This is a genomic window from Aurantiacibacter marinus (genome assembly GCF_001021555.1).
Classification (GTDB): Bacteria; Pseudomonadota; Alphaproteobacteria; order Sphingomonadales; family Sphingomonadaceae; genus Alteraurantiacibacter; species Alteraurantiacibacter marinus.
In genome coordinates this window covers 910427-932244 of sequence record NZ_LDCP01000001.1, presented here as the reverse complement: position 1 = coordinate 932244, position 21818 = coordinate 910427, and the positions used below count along the sequence as shown (strand labels likewise).

The window sequence follows — 21818 nt, the reverse complement described above, 5'->3', positions numbered from 1 at the left end:
ATTAGCCTTTCAAAGAAGCACGTATCGCCTCATCATCCTGCCCCAGCACCGGCGGCGCAGTCACGCTGGTCATGCGCTCCCCGTCGAAGCTGAGCGGGGACCGGATCGTGCGGAACTCTCCATGCGGCCCCGCAGGATCAGATACTTCGATGCCCAATACCTTCGCCTGTTCAGATGCAAGCACTTCGGTGGAACTACGCACTTCGGAATTGGGGACTTCCAGACGCGTCAGCTCCCCTACCCAGTGCGCGCGGTCTTTCATGGCGAATATCGGGGCGAGGAAAGCGATCACATCATCATAATGGCTGATGCGGGCATTGCGGCTTTCGAACGCGGGCAGTTGCAGCATATCAGGCTGGCCAACTGCGGTGGCAAGGTTTTCCCAGAACTTGGGCGGGGATGACATGTGCAGCGCCAGCCATTTGCCGTCGGCACATTCGAACACATAGCTTTGGGAAACATGCGGCCGGCTGTACGGCCCCATCACCTCATCGACTGAAAGCAGGTGGGTGAAATCGTCCAGATTGAAGTGGCACATGGCCTCAAACATGGAGGTTTCCACCACCCTTCCCTTGTCGCTGCCCTGCCGTTCGTTCAGCGCCGCCAGAATGCCCAGCGCCGTGTAGAATCCTGTCATGGCATCGGCAATCGCCGGACCAACGACGCGCGGATGTTCCGGATTCACAAGCAGCCGCAAGAATCCGCTGGCGGCCTGCGCAACGGTATCGAAGGCCGGGCGATCGCGGTCTGGCCCTTCGGTGCCGAAGCCGGAAATCGAGGCATAGACCAGCTTGGGATTGATTGCCTGAAGGCGCTCTGCATCGACGCTCAGCCGGTCTGCGACGCCGGGCCGGAAGTTCTGGATAAAGACATCCGCCTTAGCCACCAGCGCATCGAACACTGCCAGATCTTCCGGATCTCGTGTGTCGAGCGTCAGGCTGCGCTTGTTGCGATTGTAGGTCTGGAAATGCGGACTGTAGAGGCCACCCTTGAAGGAACGGAACGGGTCGCCTGTACCTGGTCGCTCGATCTTGATAACGTCTGCCCCCAGATCAGCCAGCAGCATCCCTGCAGCTGGTCCGGTTATGAAGGTGCCCATTTCGAGCACGGTGACGTTCTGCAATGGCTTCGCCGTCATCGTAGTGTTCCTGTGTTGTGCAGCACAAACTTGACATGGCTCTATATTCTTCGGATAGCGAAATCAACTTCGACATACGAAAAAGAGGCCAGCCATGCGTATCGGGAAACAAGACAACGCAGTCACGTCCATCTGCGATTCAGACGCAACCAGCATAACGGTACGCGGAATGGACCTGTGCGATGAAGTGATCGGGAAGGTCGATTTCACAAGTTATTTCTGGCTGCTTGTTACCGGCGCGATGCCGGATCAAAGCCAGAAAATTCTGGCCGATGCGGTACTGTGCGCGATTGCCGAACACGGCCTTGTACCCAGTGTCGTCGCCACCCGCATGACCTATGCAGCTGCGCCGGAAGCCTTTCAGGGCGCAGTCGCGGCAGGACTGCTTGGCTGCGGATCGGTAGTACTTGGCAGCGCAGAAGTTGCCGGACGGTTCTATGCCGATTGCATCGCCCGCGCCGAAGCGGACGGCATCAGTTACGAAGACGCCGCTAAGGCCGGCATTGCCGAACTGCGCGCCGAGAAAAAAGCCATTCCCGGCTTTGGCCATCCGCAACACGCAGGCGGCGATCCGCGCGCGCACCGCTTGCTTGAAATCGCTGCGCAGCACACGTCCACGAGCAAACACGCCGACATGCTGCGCGCTATCGAGAGCGTCCTTCCCGAAGCTATCGGGCGCACGCTACCGATCAATGTGAATGGCGCGATACCAGTGGTCATGCTGGACGCGGGCTTTCCGCTGGCCGCATTGAAAGGTGTGTCTTTGCTGGCCCGCACCGCCAGCTTGATCGCTCATCTGCAAGAAGAAACCGAGCGGCCGATCGGCTTTATCATGAGCGGCGCAGCTGCCGCCCGCATCGAATTCGAAGAGCCTGCAGCCTGAGATTTTTTCCAGAATTTGCCACAAGGGAGGCCCTGCGCATGACAGCCTATCTCGTCGCCAGCTACACCATCACCGACCCCGAAGGATACGCCCCCTACCCCGAGGCGGTAGCGCCGACATTGGCGCCCTTTGGCGGGGAATTGATCGCAGCCGATTTCGAAAGCGTCGCGCTTGAGGGAGAGCCGCATCCCGTCACAGTGCTGGTCCGCTTCCCATCTAGCCAGGCCGCGCATGATTGGCACACGTCGGAAGCCTACCGGGCAATTTGCCACCTGCGCACCGATCATTCCACCGGCACAGTTGCAATCACGGAAGGTTGGGACCCGCAGCCCTAGCTGGCGGGATTGAATTGCAGCTGCCAAAACCTGCGCTTTCAGTACCACAACAATCAGCGCAGCAGGGGATTACAGGCCGTTTCAGGCTCTGGATCAAACGTGTGCGCCGCAGGTCCATAAAGGTACGGCATGTGGCCACCTGCCTTGCGATCATCGCAGCAATGGACAGGCGCTCCGCCAATCTCATGAGCAAGAGCACGCGTGCCGGTCACGCATATTCCTTCCGGGCCGCAAACCAATCCGCAACCCGGGCATGGGCGTGCCGATCCAGATGCAGGCCAAGTTTGCTACGCCGCCACAGCGCATCTTCTGGCTTGATCACAAATTCCTCAAGCACCAGATACTCCAGCTCCGCAGCATAGAGATCACCTCCCATACACGCGCCGAGATCATCCAGACATGTGGCATCGCCCAGAATGCGGTCGATCCGTGTGCCATAGGCCCGTGCCAGCCGGTGCACGCCATCGGCAGGAAACCAACCGTAACGCTGCTTGGCTTCGGCCAGGAACCCTGCAAATTGCGACGCCCCTATATCACCGCCGGGCAAGGCTTCATCAGCAGTCCAGCTACGGTCGGCGAAGCCGCCCAGCTTGTGCAACGCGTGTTCGGCAAGCTTGCGGTAGGTCGTGATCTTGCCACCAAAGATCGACAGGATCGGCGCTCCTCCTTCCTTATCCAGCTCGAACACATAATCGCGCGTGACGGTGGAATTGCTGGAGGATTTGTCGTCATACAGCGGGCGCACCCCTGCGTAGCTCCATACAGCATCACCGGGCGACACATCATGCTTCAGATATTCATTCACCGCATCGCAGAGATAAAGCGACTCCTCATCTGAAATTGCGATGCCCGACGGATCGCCGGAAAACGACTGATCCGTTGTACCAACCAGCGTGTAATCACGTTCATAGGGGATGGCGAAGACGATCCGGCCATCTCCGTTCTGGAAGATATAGGCGTGATCCCCATCGTACAGCCGGTTGAAGATCAGGTGACTGCCTTTGACCAGTCGCAGATTTTCATGAGGTTTGTCTGGCGTGGATTGGCCCAGGACGGCATCAACCCATGGCCCGGCAGCATTGACCACTGCGCGCGCTTCAATCTGCTGCGTTCCGGCTGACGATCGCAGGGTCGCCGTCCAGCTATCCGCCTTTCGTATCAGAGCGGCACATTCGGTCTGACTGCGAATATCTGCGCCGCGCTCCCTTGCGTCCATACAATTGAGCGCAACCAGCCGTGCATCTTCTACCCAGCAGTCTGAGTATTCAAACCCGCGCGTCAGGCGATCTTCCAGAAACGCGCCATGCGGTGGCTGTCGCAAATCGACTGTTCGGGTAGGAGGCAGCAATTTGCGGCCGCCAATGTGGTCATACAGAAACAGGCCGAGCCGCAGCAGCCATTTCGGCCGCAGACCCTTGTCATGCGGCAGAACGAAACGCAGCGGCCAGATGATATGGGGCGCAATGGCCAGTAACCGTTCGCGCTCTATCAGGCTTTCGCGAACAAGCCGGAATTCGTAATGTTCAAGATAACGCAAGCCGCCATGCACCAGTTTTGTGCTGGAAGAAGACGTGTGCTGGGCGAGATCGTCCTTCTCTACTAGCAGCACTTTTGCACCGCGACCGGCGGCATCCCGCGCGATCCCGGCACCGTTGATGCCTCCGCCAATAACAAGCAGGTCATAAATCACAGGCGCGCCTATTCCTCAGCTTTCAGATGATAGATGTGACTATCTGACAGAGTGAGCCGCGGTTGCAAGCCATGCCCCATCCGTGCCGAGCCTGAAAAGACCGCTCCTTCGCCCGGCAGATCAGCCCAATCCACGACTGAAGGCTCAGTTACCGAAGGGTCGGCCTTGGGGCCACACCTGCCACAGACGGTATTGGCGCTCCGTGATGTGACAGCGGCCCTGGCCGACATGGCTTTCCCATTGCCCGAAGCGAAAATGAATCCGAAAAGGCGCGCTGGATCGCCTGCCACTGGCACGCGTCACTGAGTACCAGTCTGCTCGATTTTCGGACACACCGTTCAACTGTCGATAGGACGTTCCGATGGCGAAGGCATGGTCACGACCTGATCGGCCAGCCGCTCTACCTCGCTGGCAGAATGGCTGACCAGCAGGATGGGGATCGCCAATTCGTCACGAATACGTTCAATCAATGCGGCAAGCCGTTCGGCGCGCGCAGGATCGAGCGAGGATAATGGTTCGTCCAGCAGCAGGAATTTTGGTGCCGCCAGCAGTGCCCTTGCGATTGCCACGCGCCGTGTTTCCCCGCCTGAAAGTGTCGCTGGCCAGCGGTCAAGCAAAGCACCGATTTCCAGAAGGTCGCAAACTTCGCCTCGGGTGATCCACACTTCGGCAGGCCGGGCAAGTTTTTCCCCGTAGGCGAGATTGGCCGAAACACGGCGGTGCGGGAACAGGCGCGCGTCCTGAAAGACGTATCCGGCCCGGCGCTGATCCGGCGGCACATCAAGCTTTGCCGCGCTGTCGAACAACATGTTCCCGGCCACGGCGACCCGTCCCGAACTGGGTTTGAGCAAGCCCGAAATAGCGTTCAGAACGCTTGTCTTTCCTGCACCCGACGGCCCCACCAACGCCGCCAGCTTTGCATCTGAAGCAAACGCTATGGCGATGCGCTGATCGCCAAGGGTCAATTCAAGATCGACATCAAAGGACATGCGCGCGCGATCCTTGCGAACGGCGCACCAGCCATTCTGATGCCAGCAGCGCGCCTAGCGAAAGCACGATCGAAATCACCGCCAGCCGCGTGACCGCGCTTTCGCTGCCGGGCACTTGCAGTCCGGTGTAAATTGCCAGTGGCAAAGTGCGGGTTTGCCCTTCGATATTCGCCGCAAAGGTGATCGTCGCACCGAATTCGCCCAGTGACCGGGCAAAGCCGAGCATGGCTCCGGCTGCAATTCCGGGCAGGCTAAGCGGCAAGGTGATCGTAAGAAATGCTTTGAGCGGGGTTGCCCCAAGCGTGCGCGCCGCGCCGACCAGCCGCCGGTCGACTGCTTCGATCGATAAACGCATTGCGCGCACCATAAGCGGCAAGGCCATTACCGCTGCCGCCACCGCTGCACCCAGCCAGTTAAACACCAGCGTTATGCCAAAATTCGACTCCAGCCAACCGCCGACAGGGCCATTGCGCCCCAGCACTATCAACAGCAGCCAGCCGGTGACAACCGGCGGTAAAACAAGCGGAAGATGAATTGCCGCATCCAGCAGCATCCGTCCGGGAAAGCGCCGCCGTGCAATCAGCCAGGCCAGCGCATATGCAGGCGGCAGCGTGACCAGCATAGCCACCAGGCTGACGCGCAAGGACAAGGCAATTACCGCCCACTCTGCGCCGGACAACATCAGGTCGCGGCCTTTTGCGGAGTGAACCCGTGCGCAGCGTAAATCTCTTGCGCGACGGGCCCTGAAAGGAACTCCAGCAACGCGCCGGTCTGCGGGTGCTGTGCAGCAGAGAGGCGTGCTGCGGGATAAGAAATTTCCGGCGTATCACGGGGATCGAAGATCGCCGCCAGGTAAACCCGGTCCGACGCGGCAGCATCGGTGGCGTAGACGATACCCAATTGCGCCTCGCCTGCCTGCACCAGCGCCAGCGCCGCACGCACATTTTCGGTCGGCACGATTTTGTCCTGCACGTCATGCCATAGGCCCATGTTCTGCAAAGCGGCACGGGCATAGCGGCCAGCCGGGACCGACCCAGGATCCCCTATCGCCAGTCTGGTATTTCCCGCCAAGCGCAAGTGACCGGCAATGGAGCTGTGCGCATCCACCGGGCTTGCTGCAATCAGCGCCAGCGCATTGCCGGCAAGTACGCGGCGCGTTTCCGGGACAATCAGCGCACGCGCTTCGAGCCAGTCCATCCATTCCGCATCGGCGGAAACAATGATATCCGCTGGCGCTCCGCGTTCGACCTGGCGGGCAAGCGCTCCGGATCCTGCAAAGGACAAGACAGGACGGGCATTACCTTGTGCCGCCCATGCATCCGCCACAGCTTCGAGCGATTCCTTCATGCTGGCAGGAGACAACAATACCGGACCCCGGCTCTGCGCCGCAGCGCAGCTACCGAGTAGCGCAGCCAGAAACAGGCCCGAGAGGAATCGCACAAAGATCGAAAGGGGCCGCATTGCCCGGTGTGTAGAATGGCCTATGTTGCCAGTCCAGCAACCCTTCAACCGAACGCCGCCGCCGTTTAATTTTCGGTCGGCTTGTCCCGATTGGCGCGGATCATGAATTCCGTCGCGCGGCGCACCGGAATAAGCAGCACGCAGCGGACGCCCTCTGGATCAAAATCCAGTTCAACAGGGTGGCGCAGTTCGTGGGCCACAATCCGCTCGATCAGATCCGTTCCGAAGCCGCGCTTGCGATCCTGCGAAACTGCCGGGCCGCCGCGTTCCAGCCATTCCACCCGGCAAAGCGTCGGCTCCACCAATTTCCACACAATCGTGACCATGCCGCCAGATTGGCTGAGCGCGCCATATTTTGCAGCATTGGTGGCCAGTTCATGGATCGCCAGACCCAGTGAAAGCGCGTCATTGGGCGCAAGCTCAACATCGGGGCCAGTCATGCTGACCTTTTGATCACTGCCCTGGGCATAAGGCAGCAATTCAGCCTGGACCACGTCCCGCACCGGCGTCGATCCCCAATCCGACTGGGTCAGCAGATCATGCGTGGCCGACAGCGCACGAATGCGGCCATCAAGCGACGTCGCAAAAGTTTCGACACAATCGGCTCGCCTGCGGGTGAGTGCGATGATCGAAAGGACATTCGCCAGCGTGTTCTTGACGCGGTGGTTCAGTTCCCGCGTCAGAGTGTTGCGTATCGACGCCTGCTCTTCGAACCATACAAGGGATGCTTCATCTTCCTGTGCCTGCTGGGTCAGCATCCGCACGAGTAACATCATCAACGCAGCAACCAGCAGACCGAAGATGAGCGTAGCCATAGACAAACCGGCAAGGCCGGCAGCATTCCGCTCACTTATAACCAGTACCCAGGGATTGTTGGCGATTGTGACGATCTGGCTGATCTGGCGCACACCTTCGGTTTCATTATCGACCGTGGCCGCGATCAGGGCATCCTCGCTGGGCGTGCCATCATAAAGCCGGACGCCGTATGTACCGGCGTCCTCCAGTTCCAGCGCGCTCTGCAGGAAATCTTCTGCGTTAAACGGGCTGTAGATAAATCCCTTCAAAGCCCTGCCGCCCCCGCGTGCTTCGAATACGGGCATATAAACCAAGAAGCCCGGTGCCTCTTCGGAACCTTCCTGCTGCAATACCACCATATTACTGGCGGTTGGACGTGCAGTGCGTTCAGCCTCTTGCATGGCGGCGCGGCGAACAGGCTCGGAATACATATCGAAGCCGAGCGCGCGGCGATTACGTTCAGTATCCGGCTGCAGATATGTTACCGGCAATGAAATCGGCTGGCTTCCATCGGGCAGCGGATACAATTCATAACCACCGGTATCCGATTGCGCGGCGAAGGCATTGAAATCTTCAACCTGCGATGGCGTCACAACACGCGCCCAGCCAATTCCTTCTGCACCACGGTAATCGGCATCAAGTCGCAATTCGGAGACAAACCGACGGAAATCGTCGGGCGGTACTTCGTCCATTGTGGAAAGCAGTGCTGCGCCCGCCCGCAGGTAAGCGCTGCTAGCATTTGCACGTCTTTCCAGCGCAGATGCAATGGCAGTCGCCCGGGCGTTAAGCTGCGCATTATCGCGCTGAACCTGTACCCGCTCGATTGCGAAGATACTGAGCACGGTAATCGCCGCGATCAGACAGAAGATGCCAAGCGGCATGGCGCGCGGATAGCGCAGCAGCCACCGTTTCGTCCTGCTTCTCTGGCCACTTTGCTGCTGCAAGATAACTCCTTAACCGCCCCAAGCGATCACCATACAAGTTCCCGGATCGCCAACTGCTTCGCTTTCATGCAATTTGGCAATCACGCAAAATACAATATCCGGGGAACCGGATGCGCGGCGTGTCGTTCCGATGTGACATACCAACACCAACTTGCGCAGGCTGTTCCCGAACAAAAGCGATCGGACAGCCCTGACGGGAAATAATACTGCAATGACATCCTCCAAGGACGACAAGAAGGTTGCATCGGTTCCGCAAAACGCGGATGATACCCATCCGAGCGATCCAGATTGGGCTTCCGGGCTGAAACGCCTTTATGACAGCGTGCTGGACGAGCCGCTGCCCGACACTTTCAAGGACCTGCTCTCCCAGCTGGACGGTAACGAGGGTAAATGAGCAAGCCTGAAACAAAACGCGAGCTGCCCGAACGCAGCGAGCAGGACAAGCATGACTTCAAGCGGGAACTGACCGAGGTCGTTCCGCACCTGCGCGCCTTTGCACGCGGCCTCTGCGGCCGTCCCGACATGGCTGACGATCTGGTACAGGAAGCTTTGCTAAAGGCCTGGGCTGCGCAGCAACGCTTCGAACCGGGCACATCCATGCGTGCCTGGACGTTTGTGATCCTGCGCAATGCCTACCTTACCGACATGCGCCGCAATCGCTTTCGCGGCGAATATGATGAAGGTGTGGCGGAACGTATTCTCACCGCGCCTGCCGGTCAGGAAGAACCGATCCACCTGTCTGACCTGCACCGCGCGTTGCTGACCTTGCCGCCAGAACGGCGTGAGGCATTGTTGCTGGTTGGTGCCGGCGGCTTTTCATATGAAGAAGCAGCCAATATTTGCGGCTGTGCTGTTGGTACGATCAAAAGCCGTGTGGGCCGCGCGCGATCGGCATTGGCCAGCATGATCCAGGACGGCGACATTCCTGATCGCGCAATCGGAGATCCATCCGCGCATCGCGCCATCCTGGAGGAGCTGGATGAAGTAGCAGCCGGTCGCGGGGAAACGACAGCAATTATTAAATAACACATCGCCTGCGCATCGCGGGCGACTGGCACAGGGGCCGCGCGATGACCGCGTCACGGGATAAGAGCGACACCCACGAACCGGACTTGCCGGACCCTACACCCTTGACCTTTGCTGCACAGGAAGTGCGGCTGATTTCCGCGCTTGTTGTGCTGCTGGCGATTGGGCTGTTCCTTGCTCTGCCTTTCGTCTTGTCGATAGGCTCGGTGGTGTTTCTGCCGCTGGTTGCCGGCCTGATCGTAACCATCATTCTGTCGCCATTGGCGGACAAGCTGGCCTATTGGGGCATCCCCAACTTCCTCGCTTCCCTGATGGCATTGCTCGTATTCTTCGCCGTTCTGGCTTTGGCGCTTACCGCCGTGCTGACGCCGGCGATCACGCTTTATGACGAGATACCGTCAATGGCCCGGCAGGTGGGAGAGCATTTCAACGATCTGCAAATGACCTTCGCCTGGGTGGGCGAGCTGAACCGGCAATTGGCCGCATTGTCCGGCGATGGTTCGCAGAAAGTCGTGCTGGCAAGCCCTACAATGCTCGAGCAGCTTGCCCTGGCGACACCCACCGTCTTGCTGGAAGTGCTGCTGACTTTCCTGCTCGCCTTCTTCATGATCGAGGCACGCGTGCGCCTGCGCCGCCGATTGCTGCTGGAACGCCAACAGGTCGGCTCCAGCCTGAAAGCTGCGCGCGCGATGCGCGAAGTACAAGACCGTGTGGCAGCCTATATCCTGACCGTCGGCCTCATCAACACAGGTGTCGGAGTGGTGGTTGCTTTAGGCGCGTGGGCGCTCGGTATGGATGCACCGGTTATGTGGGGCGGGCTGGCGGCGCTGCTCAACTTCGTACCTTACGTCGGCCCGCTTCTGATGGTGGTATTGCTTGGCCTGTTCGGCCTTGGGTCGGCGGAGTCGGTGTTTCTGGGAATGATCCCGGCAGCAGCCTATTTCGGCCTGCACACGATTGAAGCGAACGTGGTAACCCCAAGCGTTCTCGGGGCGCGCTTTACGATGAATCCCGTCGCGATCCTGCTCGCCCTGTCTTATTTCGGATGGATATGGGGCGTGGTCGGCGCGTTGCTTTCGGTGCCCATCCTGCTGACGCTGACCGCTCTGGTCGATCACCTGGGGCGCCCCAACTTCATCGGATTTCTGTTCGGGGAACCGCTGTTTGCTACCAATGTCCTTGATCTTCAGGCGGAAGACTAACTCCACCAGATCCTGAGCGCCCATGAAAAAGGCCCGCACTCCTTGCAGGAATGCGGGCCTTTTCAGATCATTTGATGCGCCTGTCAGGCGGGGTAAGTCCAGGCCGTACCGCGCGCCAGGTTCTCGGCGGCGAAATCCCAGTTCAGATGGCCGTCAACAACAGCTGAAAGATAGCTCGGCCGGGCATTCTGGTGATCCAGATAATAGGCGTGCTCCCACAGGTCGATGACCAGCAACGGGTTCATACCCTTATCGGCCACTGTGTCGGCATCATGCGTATCGACCACTTCGAGCTTGCCGCCGTTTTCAACGAGCCATACCCAGCCGCTGGCAAAATGGCCTGCGCCCTTGCTTTTGAGCAGATCGGTAAGTTCGCCCAGCGAACCGAAGCTTTCTTCGATCTTCGCAGCAAGTTCACCGCTAGGCCCGGTGCTGTTTGGCGTCAGCGAATGCCAGTAGAAACCGTGGTTCCAGACTTGTGCGGAATTGTTGAACAATCCCTGATCGCTGCCACGCGATGCTGCAACGACCTCTTCCAGAGACTTGTCGGCATGGGCAGTGCCTTCGATTGCGTCGTTGGTCTTGGTGACATAAGCCTGATGATGCTTGCCATGATGATAGCTGAAAGTTTCTGCTGTAATCGCAGGCGCAATTGCTTCTGAATCGTAAGGCAGCGGCATGAGTGTGAAAGCCATTGGGTTTCGTCCTTCCTGTTTTGAAATTTGTGTCTTGCCATGCCAACGCCCGAGACGCGCTGGAGTTGCATGTTTGGCGGCTATAAATTCTTGCTGATGATGTCTACCCGCTTCGCGCGTGACAAGATGGGCTCAAGGCGGCATGCAGGCGCCGAGCTTCACCTCTGGCAAGAGAGAACTATGGGACGCACCTATTTCGGTACCGACGGCATACGCGGACGGGCCAACAGCAAGAAACTGAATGCAGCGATCGCGATGAAGGTAGGTCAGGCCGCTGGCCGCCACTTCCTGCGCGGCGATCACAAGCACCGCGTTGTGATCGGCAAGGATACTCGGCTGTCCGGCTACATGATGGAAAACGCTCTGGTCGCGGGCTTCACCAGTGTCGGCATGGACGTAATCATGACCGGGCCCCTGCCCACCCCGGCAGTCGCTTTGCTTACCCGCGAAATGCGCGCCGATATCGGCGTGATGATTTCCGCCAGCCACAACGCCTATCCCGACAACGGCATCAAGCTGTTCGGGCCTGACGGCTTCAAACTGTCCGACGAAGATGAGGAAGCCATTGAAGCAGCGATGGAAGTCGAGCAGCCGCTGGCAGAGGGCGATGCCATTGGCCGGGCCCGCAGGATCGACGATGCGCGCGGGCGCTATATCCACGCGGTCAAACGCGCACTGCCAGTGGACCTGCGGCTCGACGGGATGAAAATCGTGGTCGATTGCGCCAATGGTGCTGCGTACAATGTCACCCCCACCGCCATCTGGGAATTGGGCGCGAAAGTCATCGCCATTGGCGTGGAACCCAATGGCAAGAACATCAACGACGGTGTCGGCTCCACCGCGTTGGGCGCGATCAAGGCCCGCGTTGTCGCGGAGGGTGCAGATATCGGTATCGCGCTGGACGGTGATGCCGACCGCCTGATTGTAATCGACGAGAAGGGCCAGGAAGTCGACGGCGATCAGATCATGGCGCTGATCGGCAGCCGCTGGGCCGCGCGCGGCCTGCTGCGCGGCGGCGGCGTTGTCTCGACCATCATGTCAAACCTCGGCCTCGAACGTTTCCTTCAGGGCCAAGGGCTGGACCTTGTGCGCACGCAAGTGGGTGATCGCTACGTGCTGGAGGCGATGAAGGCGGGCGGATACAATGTCGGCGGCGAACAGTCGGGACATATGATCCTGCTTGACCATGCGACCACCGGCGATGGTACCGTTGCCGCATTGCAAGTGCTCGCCGCGATGGTCCGGACCGGCAAACCTGCCAGCGAACTGCTGCATGTCTTCGATCCTGTTCCGCAGGTTCTCAAGAACGTCCGTTATGAAGATGCCGATCCTCTGGAGGCACAAAACGTACAGGACGTTATCGCGGCCGCGCAGGCTGAACTAACCGGAAACGGACGATTGGTAATCCGCAAATCGGGCACGGAACCACTCGTGCGCGTAATGGCCGAAGGCGATGACGAGGTGCAGGTCAACCGGTTGGTGGATGACATTTGCGAAGCGGTGACCAAGGCCATCTGATGCTGGAAATGCGCCCCGATTGCGAACGCTGCGGTACGGGCTTGCCTGCGCAATTGCCCGGAGGATTCATTTGCAGCTTTGAATGCACCTTCTGCGCGGCGTGCTCCGAAGCCGTGGATGATGTTTGCCCCAACTGTGGTGGCGAATTGCTTGATCGTCCCACGCGGCCACGTGAAATGCTGGAACAATACCCGGCGAGCACACAGCACAAGTTCAAGGGATGATGAGCCGTCCGCCGCGCATCCTCGCCATAGCCGGGTCCGACAGTTCAGGCGGCGCAGGCATTCAGGCCGACATAAAGACCGTCACCATGCTGGGCGGCTATGCCATGACTGCCATCACAGCGCTCACGGCGCAGAATTCCCGCGGCGTGCGAAGTGTAGAGGTTATGTCGCCCGAATTCGTAGCGGCGCAAATGGATGCCTGCATGGAAGATATCGGCGTTGACGCGGTAAAGATCGGAATGCTGGGCAGCGCCGATATCGCGGAAGTCGTGGCAGACCGGCTGGAAGACCTGCCCTGCCCGATCATCTTCGACCCGGTCATGGTCGCCACCAGCGGATCGGTGCTGGCAGACCCGGCTACGATCGAAGTATTCGAATGGCTGATGGACCTCGCAACCCTTACCACTCCCAATGTGCCGGAACTGGAAGCGCTGGGCGGTTCGCGCGGCATGGCGGAGCGCAATATCGCCTATCTCGCCAAGGGCGGCGATGCTGATGGCCCGATGGTGGAAGATCGACTTGTGCGCCCCGGTGCAGGAGACACAGTGTGGACCGAAGCCCGCATCGTCACCAAACACACGCACGGCACCGGCTGCACGCTATCCAGCGCCATCGCCTCCCATTTGGCGCGCGGATTACCGCTGGAAGAAGCCGTGGCAGAGAGCCGCAAGTTCGTGCGCGAGGCATTGAAAAACGCACCCGGTTTCGGCTTCGGCAACGGGCCGCTGGGGCATCAGGCGGTACGGTAAGCCAATCAAGCTACGCCATTGGCATCACTTCGCCAGCACAGCGTGGGCCTCATTCCCGCACTGCACCACCCGCAGCCACGAAGCTTCCGTCAACAAAGCTATATGCTGCGAAGCAGGCCTGATATCCATATCGGTCGCATGCCGAGCCATGTAGCGCGAGCAGCAGAATTGGGACACGCCGCGAGTGGAGGATTTGATAGCCCTGCATTTGCATCTGGCGCGTCCCGCCATCAGCACTGAGAAATATGCTAAGGATTGTTCCGCCGGTTCCACCGGAAAAGCTGGCAGAAGTAGAGCAGTTCAGGCCAGCACTATCAAAGATTGCATCTGCCAGCCCGTCGCCGTCAAAATCAGTGGTCTGGTCGATTTGGCTATATTCGATCGCCAGCACGCCATCGTCAAAAGAAGCGCATTCGGTTCGGGATGCGTCAACATATTGCGCAAAAGCAGTCGCACTCCTCGGCGCCATTTGCGGACCGGCATTCTGTGCAAGCGCCGGAAACCCCACAACCATTGCCACAGCTGCACCACTGACCTGAATTAAGAATTTCGATCCATTCATCTGCGTCACCCCGCCGATTTACCGATCACCAGATAAACCACTATTTTTACCCGGTGTAAAATTTGGACCAAGCTGGTTCTGGAGAAAGGCCAGAATGGGGGATTGATCGTATTTGATGCAACGCTGACAAAACTAACGAAACACCACGGTCCGTTTGTCATTGAGAAACACCCGCCGCTCTGCTGTCCATCGGACTGCGCGGGCCAGCACCTGCGCTTCAATGTCCCGCCCGATGCGCGCAAGATCGCGCTCTGTCGCACGGTGGTCCACACGTTCGACATCCTGCTCTATGATCGGTCCTTCATCAAGATCGCTGGTCACGAAATGGGCGGTGGCACCGATTAGTTTAACGCCGCGCTCCTGCGCCCGCAAATACGGCCGCGCACCTTTGAAACTCGGCAGGAAACTGTGGTGGATATTGATACACCGCCCGGCCAGCTTTTCTACCAGACCTTCAGACAGAACCTGCATATAACGGGCAAGGACGAGATAGTCGGAGGCACTCTGTTCGAAAATCGACAGCAGCTTCGCTTCCTGCGCGGCGCGCGAACCTGCTTCGACGGGAAGGTAATGGTACGGCACGCCGTGCCATTCGGTCAGGTCGCGCAAGTCGGGATGGTTAGAAACAACTCCGGCCACATCAATTGGCAAATTGCCGGTCTTCCAGCGATGCAGCAGATCATTCAGGCAATGGCTGCCTTTTGAAACCGCGATCAACAGTTTTGGTGTGTGGGAGGAAGGTACCAGGTCCCATTCCAGACCGAACTGCTGCGCAATCGGTTCCAATCCGCCACGAAGCTCATCCAAAGTGCGCGGAAATTCAGCGCCGGCTGCTTTGAACTCCAACCGCAGGAAGAAGCTGCCCGCATCAAGATCAGCATACTGCTGGCTGTCTAGGATGAAGCCGCCAATCCTGGCCAGATGTCCGGTCACTGCGGCAACAATGCCAACCCGGTCCTTGCAGGACAAGGTCAGGATATACGAAGTCGGTCCGGCAGGATTGGTCATCAGGCTTCTAACCCGGCAAGTCGTAGAAATCTGCAATCGCCGACCACGCGTCCTCAGCCGTCTCGCACCACGTAATGAGGTCGAGATCCTTCTTCGAAATTGTGCCTTCTTCGGCAATTGCTTCGAAGTTTACGACACGGGTCCAGAAGTCCTTGCCGAACAGCAGGATCGGTATCGGCTTCATCTTGCCCGTCTGAATCAGCGTCAGCAGCTCGAAGAACTCATCGAACGTGCCGAACCCGCCAGGGAACACCGCGACAGCGCGGGCACGCATCAGGAAGTGCATCTTGCGCAGAGCGAAATAATGGAAATTCAACGAAAGATAGGGCGTCACATAAGTATTGGGCGCCTGCTCATGCGGCAAAATGATATTCAGCCCGATGCTTTCCGCACCGGCATCGCTCGCGCCCTTGTTGGCGGCTTCCATGATCGAAGGTCCCCCGCCGGAGCATACAACGAACTGGCGCTTGCCATCTTCGATGATTGCCTTTTCACCGGACAACTTGGCCAGCTTGTAAGCCTCGGTATAATATTTCGCCTTGGCCGCCAGATTGCTGGCGACAAGTTGATCATATTCGGAACCGTTCTTCGCCGCCTCGACCTTGGCATCGGCCGTTTCCGGGGAAGGAATACGGGCAGAACCGTACATTACCAGTGTCGAACCGACGCCAGCCTCGTCCAGCAGCATTTCGGGCTTGAGCAGTTCCAGCTGGAATCGCACCGGGCGCAACTCTTCGCGCAGCAGGAAATCGGTATCGCGGAACGCCAGCTTATAAGCGGGGTGCCGTGTTTGCGGTGTGCTTTGCGGGATGGATTCCGCAAAACCTGCCTCACTGTCGGCATGATAAAAGCGGTCATCGCTCAGTCCGCAATTGGGACCATTGTCTTGGGCACTCACAAAACTCTCCTGATAGGCATTTGTGTTGGCCCTATAGCGGGTTGGCGATGTTGGAAAGCCCGGTAAGCGCGGCGATTGCGGTCCGCTCCGCAGATCGCCCGGTCAACAGGTCATGAAGCAGGCAACGGATTGACCGACGCGCCATTGACCCTGACTTCATAGTGTAGATGCGGACCAGTAGACCGGCCTGTAGAGCCAGACCTTCCGATCAAATCACCTTCGCTGACCATTTGGCCCGCAGACACTGCGATAGATGAAAGGTGGGCGTAGCGTGTTTGCACACCTTCACCGTGATCCAATGCAACAAGCAGCCCGTAGGCCCCCTGGTAATGAGCAATACGAACTTCGCCGTCTGCGGTGGCAACCACCGGCGTACCGGTGGAAACGGCCAGATCGATCCCGCTGTGGTTCGATCCGCGACCGGTCACGGGATGGACACGGTACCCGTATTGGCTGGTCAGGCGCACACGCGATACCGGCAGACGATCAGGGATGTCACCAGCGAAGCCCGCCCCGCGCGGAGGTGCCGAGGAAAAACGCACATTGGCCACACCGTTGTCATTTGCAGAGCGGACAGCATACCTTCTTTCGCCCGCGACCGTGTCGAAGCCAATGCTGATGAGGCTGCGCGCTTCGGAGTTTCCGCTGCGCGGCCTTTCAAGCACGGTTACAGTTGGCGATGTATCGCGCGCCAGCGGAACGTCCGCCGCGGCATCGACAGCGGCGAAATCCTGCGCACCAGTAATTTGCGGCAAACAGCAAAAGGCCACCGTCAAAACGAAATTTCGAATGTTTTTCAGTCGCCCCATCGACTCGCCCCCCAGCGCCAGCAAGATGCGTATGTTGCTCTGCAAAGTTCCGAAATGCCAGACGATAATCGAATCTGTGTGATTGTGGGCAGCAAATATCTGCGAGGCTGCATAACGAATCCCGTATTTTCACGTGAAGTCGCCAATGCCTCAAGTCACGCATGTGCTGCCAAGCGGCAATAAGGCATTTCCCCGGCTATTACATTGATATTAGCAAATTATTGTATTAGAGCACCATTTAGAAAGAGCATGACTGTTGTAGAAAACGGCCTGCATCTTCGATTTTGGGAATTCGCTGTCGGGGGGCAGAGCGCAAATGGGCAAAGCCGAACCTGAAATCTACGCCTACGTTGTTAAGGCAGAAGAGCTTTTGGCGCTGAATTACCTGCCACATGAACATCCGCGTCCGCAGCATGTGGAATGGATCAACCGCGCGACCGACCGCGTCATGTCGCCATCCACGGTGGAACAGCTGCTTCGTACACTGCATCTGACAGAGGCATCGGCCAGCGTCATCCAGCTGCGCGAAACTTCCGGCGTAAGAGCCAGCTTTGCATCAGAGCACGACCGCAACGTTTTTGCGCGTGAATTCCATGAAGCCTGTAAGCAACAAAAGGCCGACCTCGAACATTTGGTGACCGCAATCTTCCCGTCACCCGAAGTGGCGAACGCTGTGACCGGGGAGCTGATTTCGAACGGTATCGCCAAAGACGACATTTCTGTGCTTTGGCGCTCTCCGCTCGTCCCCGAGGCCGGGACAGGCCAGCTTCAGGGCCACAGCCGATCGAGAGTGCTTGCCAGTGTATCAGGTGGCGGAATTGCAGGTGCCGCCGTTGGCGTCGCCATCCTGTTTGTGCCGGGCGTGGGTCCTGTCGCAGCCGTGGGAGCTGTATTGGCATCGACCTTTCCGGCGCTGGCCACAGTCAGCGGCATCATTGGCGCAACCGGCGCTGCCATGGCCACCATGCTTACTGATCTGGATGTCGAAGACTTTGCCGAGAACCATATCGAGCGGCAGTTCAAGCAGGGAAAAGCCTTCGTCGCCGTCAAAATTCAGGACAACGCCATGCCGCGCGAAGAAATTGCACAATTGCTGGAGCAAAATCAGGGGCGCTGCATTATGTAATTGAGGGTGGGATGAAGTACAGGAGCCAACAATCGTCCCTGAGCTAACCACATATTTACCAATGCTGGCGAATATGGCGGCATGATACAGCGCCGCACTTCGATCCTTCGCTTCATCCTGCGTTCTGCAGCGTTGCTTATCGCGCTGAACGAAATCCGCGGCATCATCCTTGCTGCTCCGGTCTTCTATGCAATGTACCAGGCGGGCGGCACGCTGATGGCGCTGTGGCTTGGCGCGAGCTCCCTGCTGGGCATAGCCCTTTCTGTCATCATTCCGCTTTTCGCAGTAAAACGACTCGAAGCGAAGCTGACACCAGAAGTCGCGCGAACGTAAGCGCCACGCCCTTCCCAAGACCACTAATTGTATATTTGCGACAAGAGCCACCCAATTGGGTGGTTTACGTAGAATAGGCATTCGCAATCGCAAACTCTTCAAGATTTTGCGAATCGGTGACTTCATATTGCACCGCGATTCGAATATTTTACAAACTTGTTGGTCCAAACCGGAACGTGGTTGACGCATCGTTAAGCATTCATCTTAGGATTCTTGCTTTATAACCCATTGAATAACAGAGATGTTTTTTTGCAATCTTAAGATTCGTTGACCCAGGGACTGATTCCACGGAAGTTTTATGGCGTCGGAGGGGGCAAGTTCCTCATCGCCAGATCTGATCGAAGTTTTCGAACAGGGCGCTTGGCGGCAGGGGTTCTACCTCAGGCAAACATGGATTCCGGAAATAGATGCCGGACCAATTGGTTTGAACAACTGAATTGAGAGAACGAACATGAAAACTTTTCTGAAAAACTTCATTGCTGACGAATCCGGTGCTTCGGCTGCAGAATACGCCTTGATCATCGCCGTTGTCGGCGTTGGTATCGGTGCTGCTGCACTGGTTCTGGGCGCAAACGTTGAGGCAGCAGTTGGCGGCGCCGCCAACGAAGTCGATAACTGCAACAATGCGACCGGTACTGCTGGCCAATACACCAATGGTTCGAGCTGCACTGCTGGCGGCGGTTCCACTACCAGCACAACTACTGGCGGCTAACCCAAATCGCAGCCCCCGCGAGAAAAGTCTCGCGGGGGCTGTTTTTTTTTGTTATGATAACCAAACAATTATCTTTCTTGGGGGGAAAGTAATGGGGGGTCGAAATCTCGCTATTCTGGCTGTTGCCGTAGTACTCGGCATCATTGCCGTCATTATGGCCAACGCCTGGTTCTCCGGCGTTGAAGAACGTCAGGAACGTGTTGCTGAAGAACTGCAGCTAACCCGGATCGTTGTCGCAACGCAGCCGCTTGAATTCGGTTCTGCACTTACATCTGAAAATCTCCGCATGCAGAATTTCCCCGCCGCCTCTGTGCCGGTCGGGGCTTTCGGCAGCATTGCCGATGCCATGAGCGGCGGCCGGGTTGCCTTGCGCCCTATCGTTCCGGGTGAGCCTGTGTTGGCAGACAAGGTCAGCGGCGCTGGCGGACGCGCGGTTCTTTCCGCCCTGCTGCCCGACGGCATGCGCGCGGTTTCCATTCCCATCGGCGCTGTCACGGGCGTTTCCGGTTTTGTCCGGCCCGGCGATATTGTCGATATCATCCTGACCCGCCAGATCCCCGGCGACGGCGCAAGCGCTCAAGACATGATGAATGATGTTATCATGGAAGGTGTGCCCGTTCTGGCGATTGATCAAATCCGCGCCGAAAGCGCGACCGAGCCGAATGTCGGCAGAACAGCCGTTGTGCAGGTCGATACGCTTGGCGCGCAAAAGCTGGTACTGGCAGATCGCCTTGGCACCTTGACCCTGGCGCTGCGCAATGTTGAAAGTCAGGAGCCAGGTGCCCTGACCACTGTTACCGCACGCGATATAGGTGATCCTCGCATGTTTATCAGGGGCCGCAATAATTCCGCGCCAGCCCAGGCCGCCGCTCCTGCTGCCCCGTCGGTGATCTTTGCGCCGGCTGGATACGGCAATGCGCCGCAAGCAGCCACCAGACCAACTACACCGCCACCACCGTCCGGACCGACAATGTCGATCATCCGCGGCACTGAATCGACCGATTATCCGGTCGGTCGGCATGGAGGACGCTGAGCATGATTAAAGCGAAAACACTTGTCGCATTTGCCGCCGTTTGCGCGCTGTTCGGGGCAGTCCCGGCAGCGGCACAGTACGAGACCGATTACGGTTTGCATGCTGGCGAATTGATCGTCCCGATCAACAAGAGCCAGGTCGTGACGACCAGCGAACGTATTGAGCGCGCGATGGTCGGCAATGCCGACATCGCAGATGTGCTGCCCATTTCCGAACGCTCGATCTACGTGCTCGGCAAATCAATGGGGACCACCAGCCTTACCCTATATGACCGGAACAACCGCGTGATCGCGGTGATGGACGTGTCCGTCGGCCCTGATGTCGATGGCATGCGCCGCCAATTGCAGGAATTGATGCCAGATCAACCGATCGAGGTGGGTTTGTCCAACGGATCGCTGGTGCTTTCCGGCACTGTGAATGATCCCGGTGCGGCTGACCGTGCTGCGCGGCTCGCCACTGCTTTTGCAGGTGGAAACGTCATAAATCTTCTCGGCATGGGCGCCAGCCAGCAGGTGATGCTGGAAGTACGCTTTGCCGAAGTCAGCCGCACGGTTGGCGAGCAGCTTGGCGTCGGCGGCTTTGGTAACAGCAGCAGTGGAGATTTCTCCGCTGCTATCGGTCAGGGTGCAAACGCTTCGGCCGGAACCAACGGCACGACAGATCTGGGCATCGGCTCGATCACCGATGCGTTTGGTGTATTCGGTGCGCTGTTCGAACTCGGCGATCTGAGCGTCGAGGCCTATCTCGACACGCTTGAGCGCAACGGCCTTTCCCGCACTCTGGCTGAACCGACGCTGGTCGCCTTGTCCGGCGAAAGCGCGTCCTTCCTGGCTGGCGGTGAATTTCCGGTGCCCGTGTCGCAAGGCGGCAATGACGGCAACAACGCCATCACTGTGCTGTTCAAACCGTTTGGCGTGAGCCTGGCCTTTACGCCAACCGTACTAGGCAACGGGGTCATCAACCTGATTGTTGAACCCGAAGTCAGTTCCATCGATCCCAGCGCGTCTGTGACTGTGAATGGTTTGACCGTTCCCGGCCTGCAAACCCGCCGCGCACGAACCACGCTTGAAGTGCGCGATGGTGAAAGCTTCGCCATTGCAGGACTGCTGCGCGATGAAACGCAAACGACAGTCAACCAGCTGCCGATATTGGGATCATTGCCAATCATCGGATCTTTGTTCCGGTCCTCCAGCTATCAGCGGGGTGAAACAGAACTGCTGATCGTCGTGACGCCGCGTCTGGTACAGCCGATCCGCCCGGATCAGGTGCGTTTGCCGACAGATCGCGTTCCCGCACCAAGCGTGCCGGACGTTTTGCTGAACGGCGATATCTACCAGCCGCAGGAACTGGCTCCGTCCGCCCCTGCGCCGCAAACCGATCAGACGGGAGGTACAGGTTATGAATATTAAGGGCCCCATCGCCGTTTGCCTAATGGGCGTGATGCTGGCCGGCTGCGCCAGCACCTACAGCGCAAAAATGGGCGTAATCGATCCCGATGAATTCGGCGAAGCCAACCGTCAGACTTTTGCAGCTCAGGTCGTCAATCCCGATCCGCAATATGACAAGCCGATAGAAACCAGTGCGGAATCAGCGGCCGCAGCGGCAGAACGTGTGCGCACCCGCACAGTCGTTCAACCGGTGGGCGAGGACACCACCTCAACCGGCAGCGGCGGCGGAGGCTAACAGGA

At 58.4% G+C, this 21818-nt stretch carries 26 protein-coding genes; 14 read left to right on the top strand and 12 right to left on the bottom strand.

Features of this window, described 5'->3' with window-relative positions; translation table 11 throughout:
• Position 1 precedes the first annotated feature (1 nt).
• Positions 2-1138: a CaiB/BaiF CoA transferase family protein gene (locus AB731_RS04535; RefSeq protein WP_047092243.1), complete on the bottom strand. Its 1137-nt coding sequence runs from the start codon at positions 1136-1138 to the stop codon at positions 2-4.
• Positions 1139-1232: 94 nt separating this feature from the next.
• Between AB731_RS04535 and AB731_RS04530 the strand changes: the two genes are divergently transcribed.
• Both AB731_RS04530 and AB731_RS04525 read left to right on the top strand, forming a co-directional pair.
• Positions 1233-2021 (top strand): citryl-CoA lyase, encoded by a 789-nt coding sequence (locus AB731_RS04530; RefSeq protein WP_047092244.1) that lies wholly within the window; start codon positions 1233-1235, stop codon positions 2019-2021.
• A gap of 38 nt (positions 2022-2059) precedes the next feature.
• Complete coding sequence (locus AB731_RS04525; RefSeq protein WP_047092245.1) at positions 2060-2356, top strand: DUF1330 domain-containing protein; 297 nt, start codon at positions 2060-2062, stop codon at positions 2354-2356.
• A 53-nt stretch (positions 2357-2409) separates the two neighbouring features.
• On the opposite strand, the gene AB731_RS13945 is transcribed toward AB731_RS04525, so the two are convergent.
• The 6 genes from AB731_RS13945 to AB731_RS04500 all read right to left on the bottom strand — a co-directional run bounded on the left by AB731_RS13945 (position 2410) and on the right by AB731_RS04500 (position 8235).
• Entirely contained in the window at positions 2410-2568 is a 159-nt protein-coding gene (locus tag AB731_RS13945) for a hypothetical protein (RefSeq protein WP_156167360.1), read from the bottom strand.
• Entirely contained in the window at positions 2565-4046 is a 1482-nt protein-coding gene (gene glpD / locus AB731_RS04520) for a glycerol-3-phosphate dehydrogenase (protein WP_047092246.1), read from the bottom strand. The genes AB731_RS13945 and glpD overlap by 4 nt, the downstream gene beginning before the upstream one ends.
• A 338-nt stretch (positions 4047-4384) precedes the next feature.
• Positions 4385-5035, bottom strand: coding sequence for an ATP-binding cassette domain-containing protein (locus AB731_RS04515; RefSeq protein ID WP_047092247.1), 651 nt, complete (start codon positions 5033-5035; stop codon positions 4385-4387).
• Positions 5025-5717: a molybdate ABC transporter permease subunit gene (modB, locus tag AB731_RS04510; RefSeq protein WP_156167359.1), complete on the bottom strand. Its 693-nt coding sequence runs from the start codon at positions 5715-5717 to the stop codon at positions 5025-5027. The genes AB731_RS04515 and modB overlap by 11 nt, the downstream gene beginning before the upstream one ends.
• A complete protein-coding gene (modA, locus tag AB731_RS04505; protein ID WP_052768839.1) occupies positions 5717-6496 on the bottom strand; it encodes a molybdate ABC transporter substrate-binding protein in 780 nt (259 codons plus the stop codon). The genes modB and modA overlap by 1 nt, the downstream gene beginning before the upstream one ends.
• 65 nt (positions 6497-6561) lie before the next feature.
• Positions 6562-8235, bottom strand: coding sequence for a CHASE domain-containing protein (locus AB731_RS04500; protein WP_269429505.1), 1674 nt, complete (start codon positions 8233-8235; stop codon positions 6562-6564).
• 211 nt (positions 8236-8446) lie between these two features.
• Here AB731_RS04500 and AB731_RS04495 point away from each other — a divergent pair, with 211 nt between their 5' ends.
• Genes AB731_RS04495 through AB731_RS04485 form a run of 3 tightly spaced genes read left to right on the top strand, consistent with a single transcriptional unit; the run spans position 8447 to position 10463 of the window.
• The gene (locus AB731_RS04495; protein WP_047092250.1) at positions 8447-8629 is read left to right on the top strand and encodes a NepR family anti-sigma factor; all 183 of its coding nucleotides are present in this window, start codon (positions 8447-8449) and stop codon (positions 8627-8629) included.
• Positions 8626-9261, top strand: coding sequence for a sigma-70 family RNA polymerase sigma factor (locus AB731_RS04490; RefSeq protein ID WP_047092251.1), 636 nt, complete (start codon positions 8626-8628; stop codon positions 9259-9261). Before AB731_RS04495 ends, AB731_RS04490 begins: the two co-directional genes overlap by 4 nt.
• 44 nt (positions 9262-9305) lie before the next feature.
• Complete coding sequence (locus AB731_RS04485) at positions 9306-10463, top strand: AI-2E family transporter (RefSeq protein ID WP_082126336.1); 1158 nt, start codon at positions 9306-9308, stop codon at positions 10461-10463.
• Between the two features lie 83 nt (positions 10464-10546).
• Here the strand turns inward: AB731_RS04485 and AB731_RS04480 are convergent, their stop codons facing one another.
• Positions 10547-11158 carry a superoxide dismutase gene (locus tag AB731_RS04480; RefSeq protein WP_047092252.1) on the bottom strand — a complete coding sequence of 204 codons (612 nt, stop codon included), beginning with the start codon at positions 11156-11158 and terminating at the stop codon, positions 10547-10549.
• Positions 11159-11338: 180 nt separating this feature from the next.
• On the opposite strand from AB731_RS04480, the gene glmM reads away from it, so the two are divergent.
• Genes glmM through thiD form a run of 3 tightly spaced genes read left to right on the top strand, consistent with a single transcriptional unit; the run spans position 11339 to position 13649 of the window.
• Positions 11339-12676: a phosphoglucosamine mutase gene (glmM, locus tag AB731_RS04475; protein WP_047093037.1), complete on the top strand. Its 1338-nt coding sequence runs from the start codon at positions 11339-11341 to the stop codon at positions 12674-12676.
• The gene (locus tag AB731_RS04470) at positions 12676-12900 is read left to right on the top strand and encodes a DUF1272 domain-containing protein (protein WP_047092253.1); all 225 of its coding nucleotides are present in this window, start codon (positions 12676-12678) and stop codon (positions 12898-12900) included. Before glmM ends, AB731_RS04470 begins: the two co-directional genes overlap by 1 nt.
• The gene (thiD, locus tag AB731_RS04465; protein ID WP_047092254.1) at positions 12900-13649 is read left to right on the top strand and encodes a bifunctional hydroxymethylpyrimidine kinase/phosphomethylpyrimidine kinase; all 750 of its coding nucleotides are present in this window, start codon (positions 12900-12902) and stop codon (positions 13647-13649) included. Before AB731_RS04470 ends, thiD begins: the two co-directional genes overlap by 1 nt.
• Positions 13650-13698: 49 nt before the next feature.
• Here the strand turns inward: thiD and AB731_RS04460 are convergent, their stop codons facing one another.
• The 4 genes from AB731_RS04460 to AB731_RS13595 all read right to left on the bottom strand — a co-directional run bounded on the left by AB731_RS04460 (position 13699) and on the right by AB731_RS13595 (position 16872).
• Positions 13699-14118 carry a hypothetical protein gene (locus AB731_RS04460; RefSeq protein ID WP_156167358.1) on the bottom strand — a complete coding sequence of 140 codons (420 nt, stop codon included), beginning with the start codon at positions 14116-14118 and terminating at the stop codon, positions 13699-13701.
• Positions 14119-14343: 225 nt separating this feature from the next.
• Positions 14344-15219, bottom strand: coding sequence for a formyltetrahydrofolate deformylase (gene purU, locus AB731_RS04455; RefSeq protein ID WP_047092256.1), 876 nt, complete (start codon positions 15217-15219; stop codon positions 14344-14346).
• A 7-nt stretch (positions 15220-15226) separates the two neighbouring features.
• Positions 15227-16117, bottom strand: a complete 891-nt coding sequence (locus tag AB731_RS04450) for an LOG family protein (RefSeq protein WP_231638842.1) — start codon at positions 16115-16117, stop codon at positions 15227-15229.
• A 110-nt stretch (positions 16118-16227) separates the two neighbouring features.
• A complete protein-coding gene (locus tag AB731_RS13595; protein WP_231638841.1) occupies positions 16228-16872 on the bottom strand; it encodes a M23 family metallopeptidase in 645 nt (214 codons plus the stop codon).
• A gap of 370 nt (positions 16873-17242) precedes the next feature.
• On the opposite strand from AB731_RS13595, the gene AB731_RS04440 reads away from it, so the two are divergent.
• From AB731_RS04440 to AB731_RS04415, 6 genes are all read left to right on the top strand, one after another.
• Entirely contained in the window at positions 17243-18052 is an 810-nt protein-coding gene (locus AB731_RS04440) for a hypothetical protein (RefSeq protein ID WP_047092257.1), read from the top strand.
• Positions 18053-18133: 81 nt separating this feature from the next.
• On the top strand, positions 18134-18385 hold the full coding sequence (locus AB731_RS04435; protein ID WP_047092258.1) for a hypothetical protein: 252 nt from the start codon (positions 18134-18136) through the stop codon (positions 18383-18385).
• Positions 18386-18836: 451 nt separating this feature from the next.
• The gene (locus AB731_RS14205) at positions 18837-19097 is read left to right on the top strand and encodes a Flp family type IVb pilin (protein ID WP_231638840.1); all 261 of its coding nucleotides are present in this window, start codon (positions 18837-18839) and stop codon (positions 19095-19097) included.
• Between the two features lie 91 nt (positions 19098-19188).
• Complete coding sequence (gene cpaB / locus AB731_RS04425; protein WP_047092259.1) at positions 19189-20130, top strand: Flp pilus assembly protein CpaB; 942 nt, start codon at positions 19189-19191, stop codon at positions 20128-20130.
• Positions 20131-20132: 2 nt separating this feature from the next.
• The gene (locus AB731_RS04420) at positions 20133-21539 is read left to right on the top strand and encodes a type II and III secretion system protein family protein (RefSeq protein ID WP_047092260.1); all 1407 of its coding nucleotides are present in this window, start codon (positions 20133-20135) and stop codon (positions 21537-21539) included.
• On the top strand, positions 21529-21813 hold the full coding sequence (locus tag AB731_RS04415; RefSeq protein ID WP_231638839.1) for a hypothetical protein: 285 nt from the start codon (positions 21529-21531) through the stop codon (positions 21811-21813). Before AB731_RS04420 ends, AB731_RS04415 begins: the two co-directional genes overlap by 11 nt.
• Positions 21814-21818: the final 5 nt, after the last annotated feature.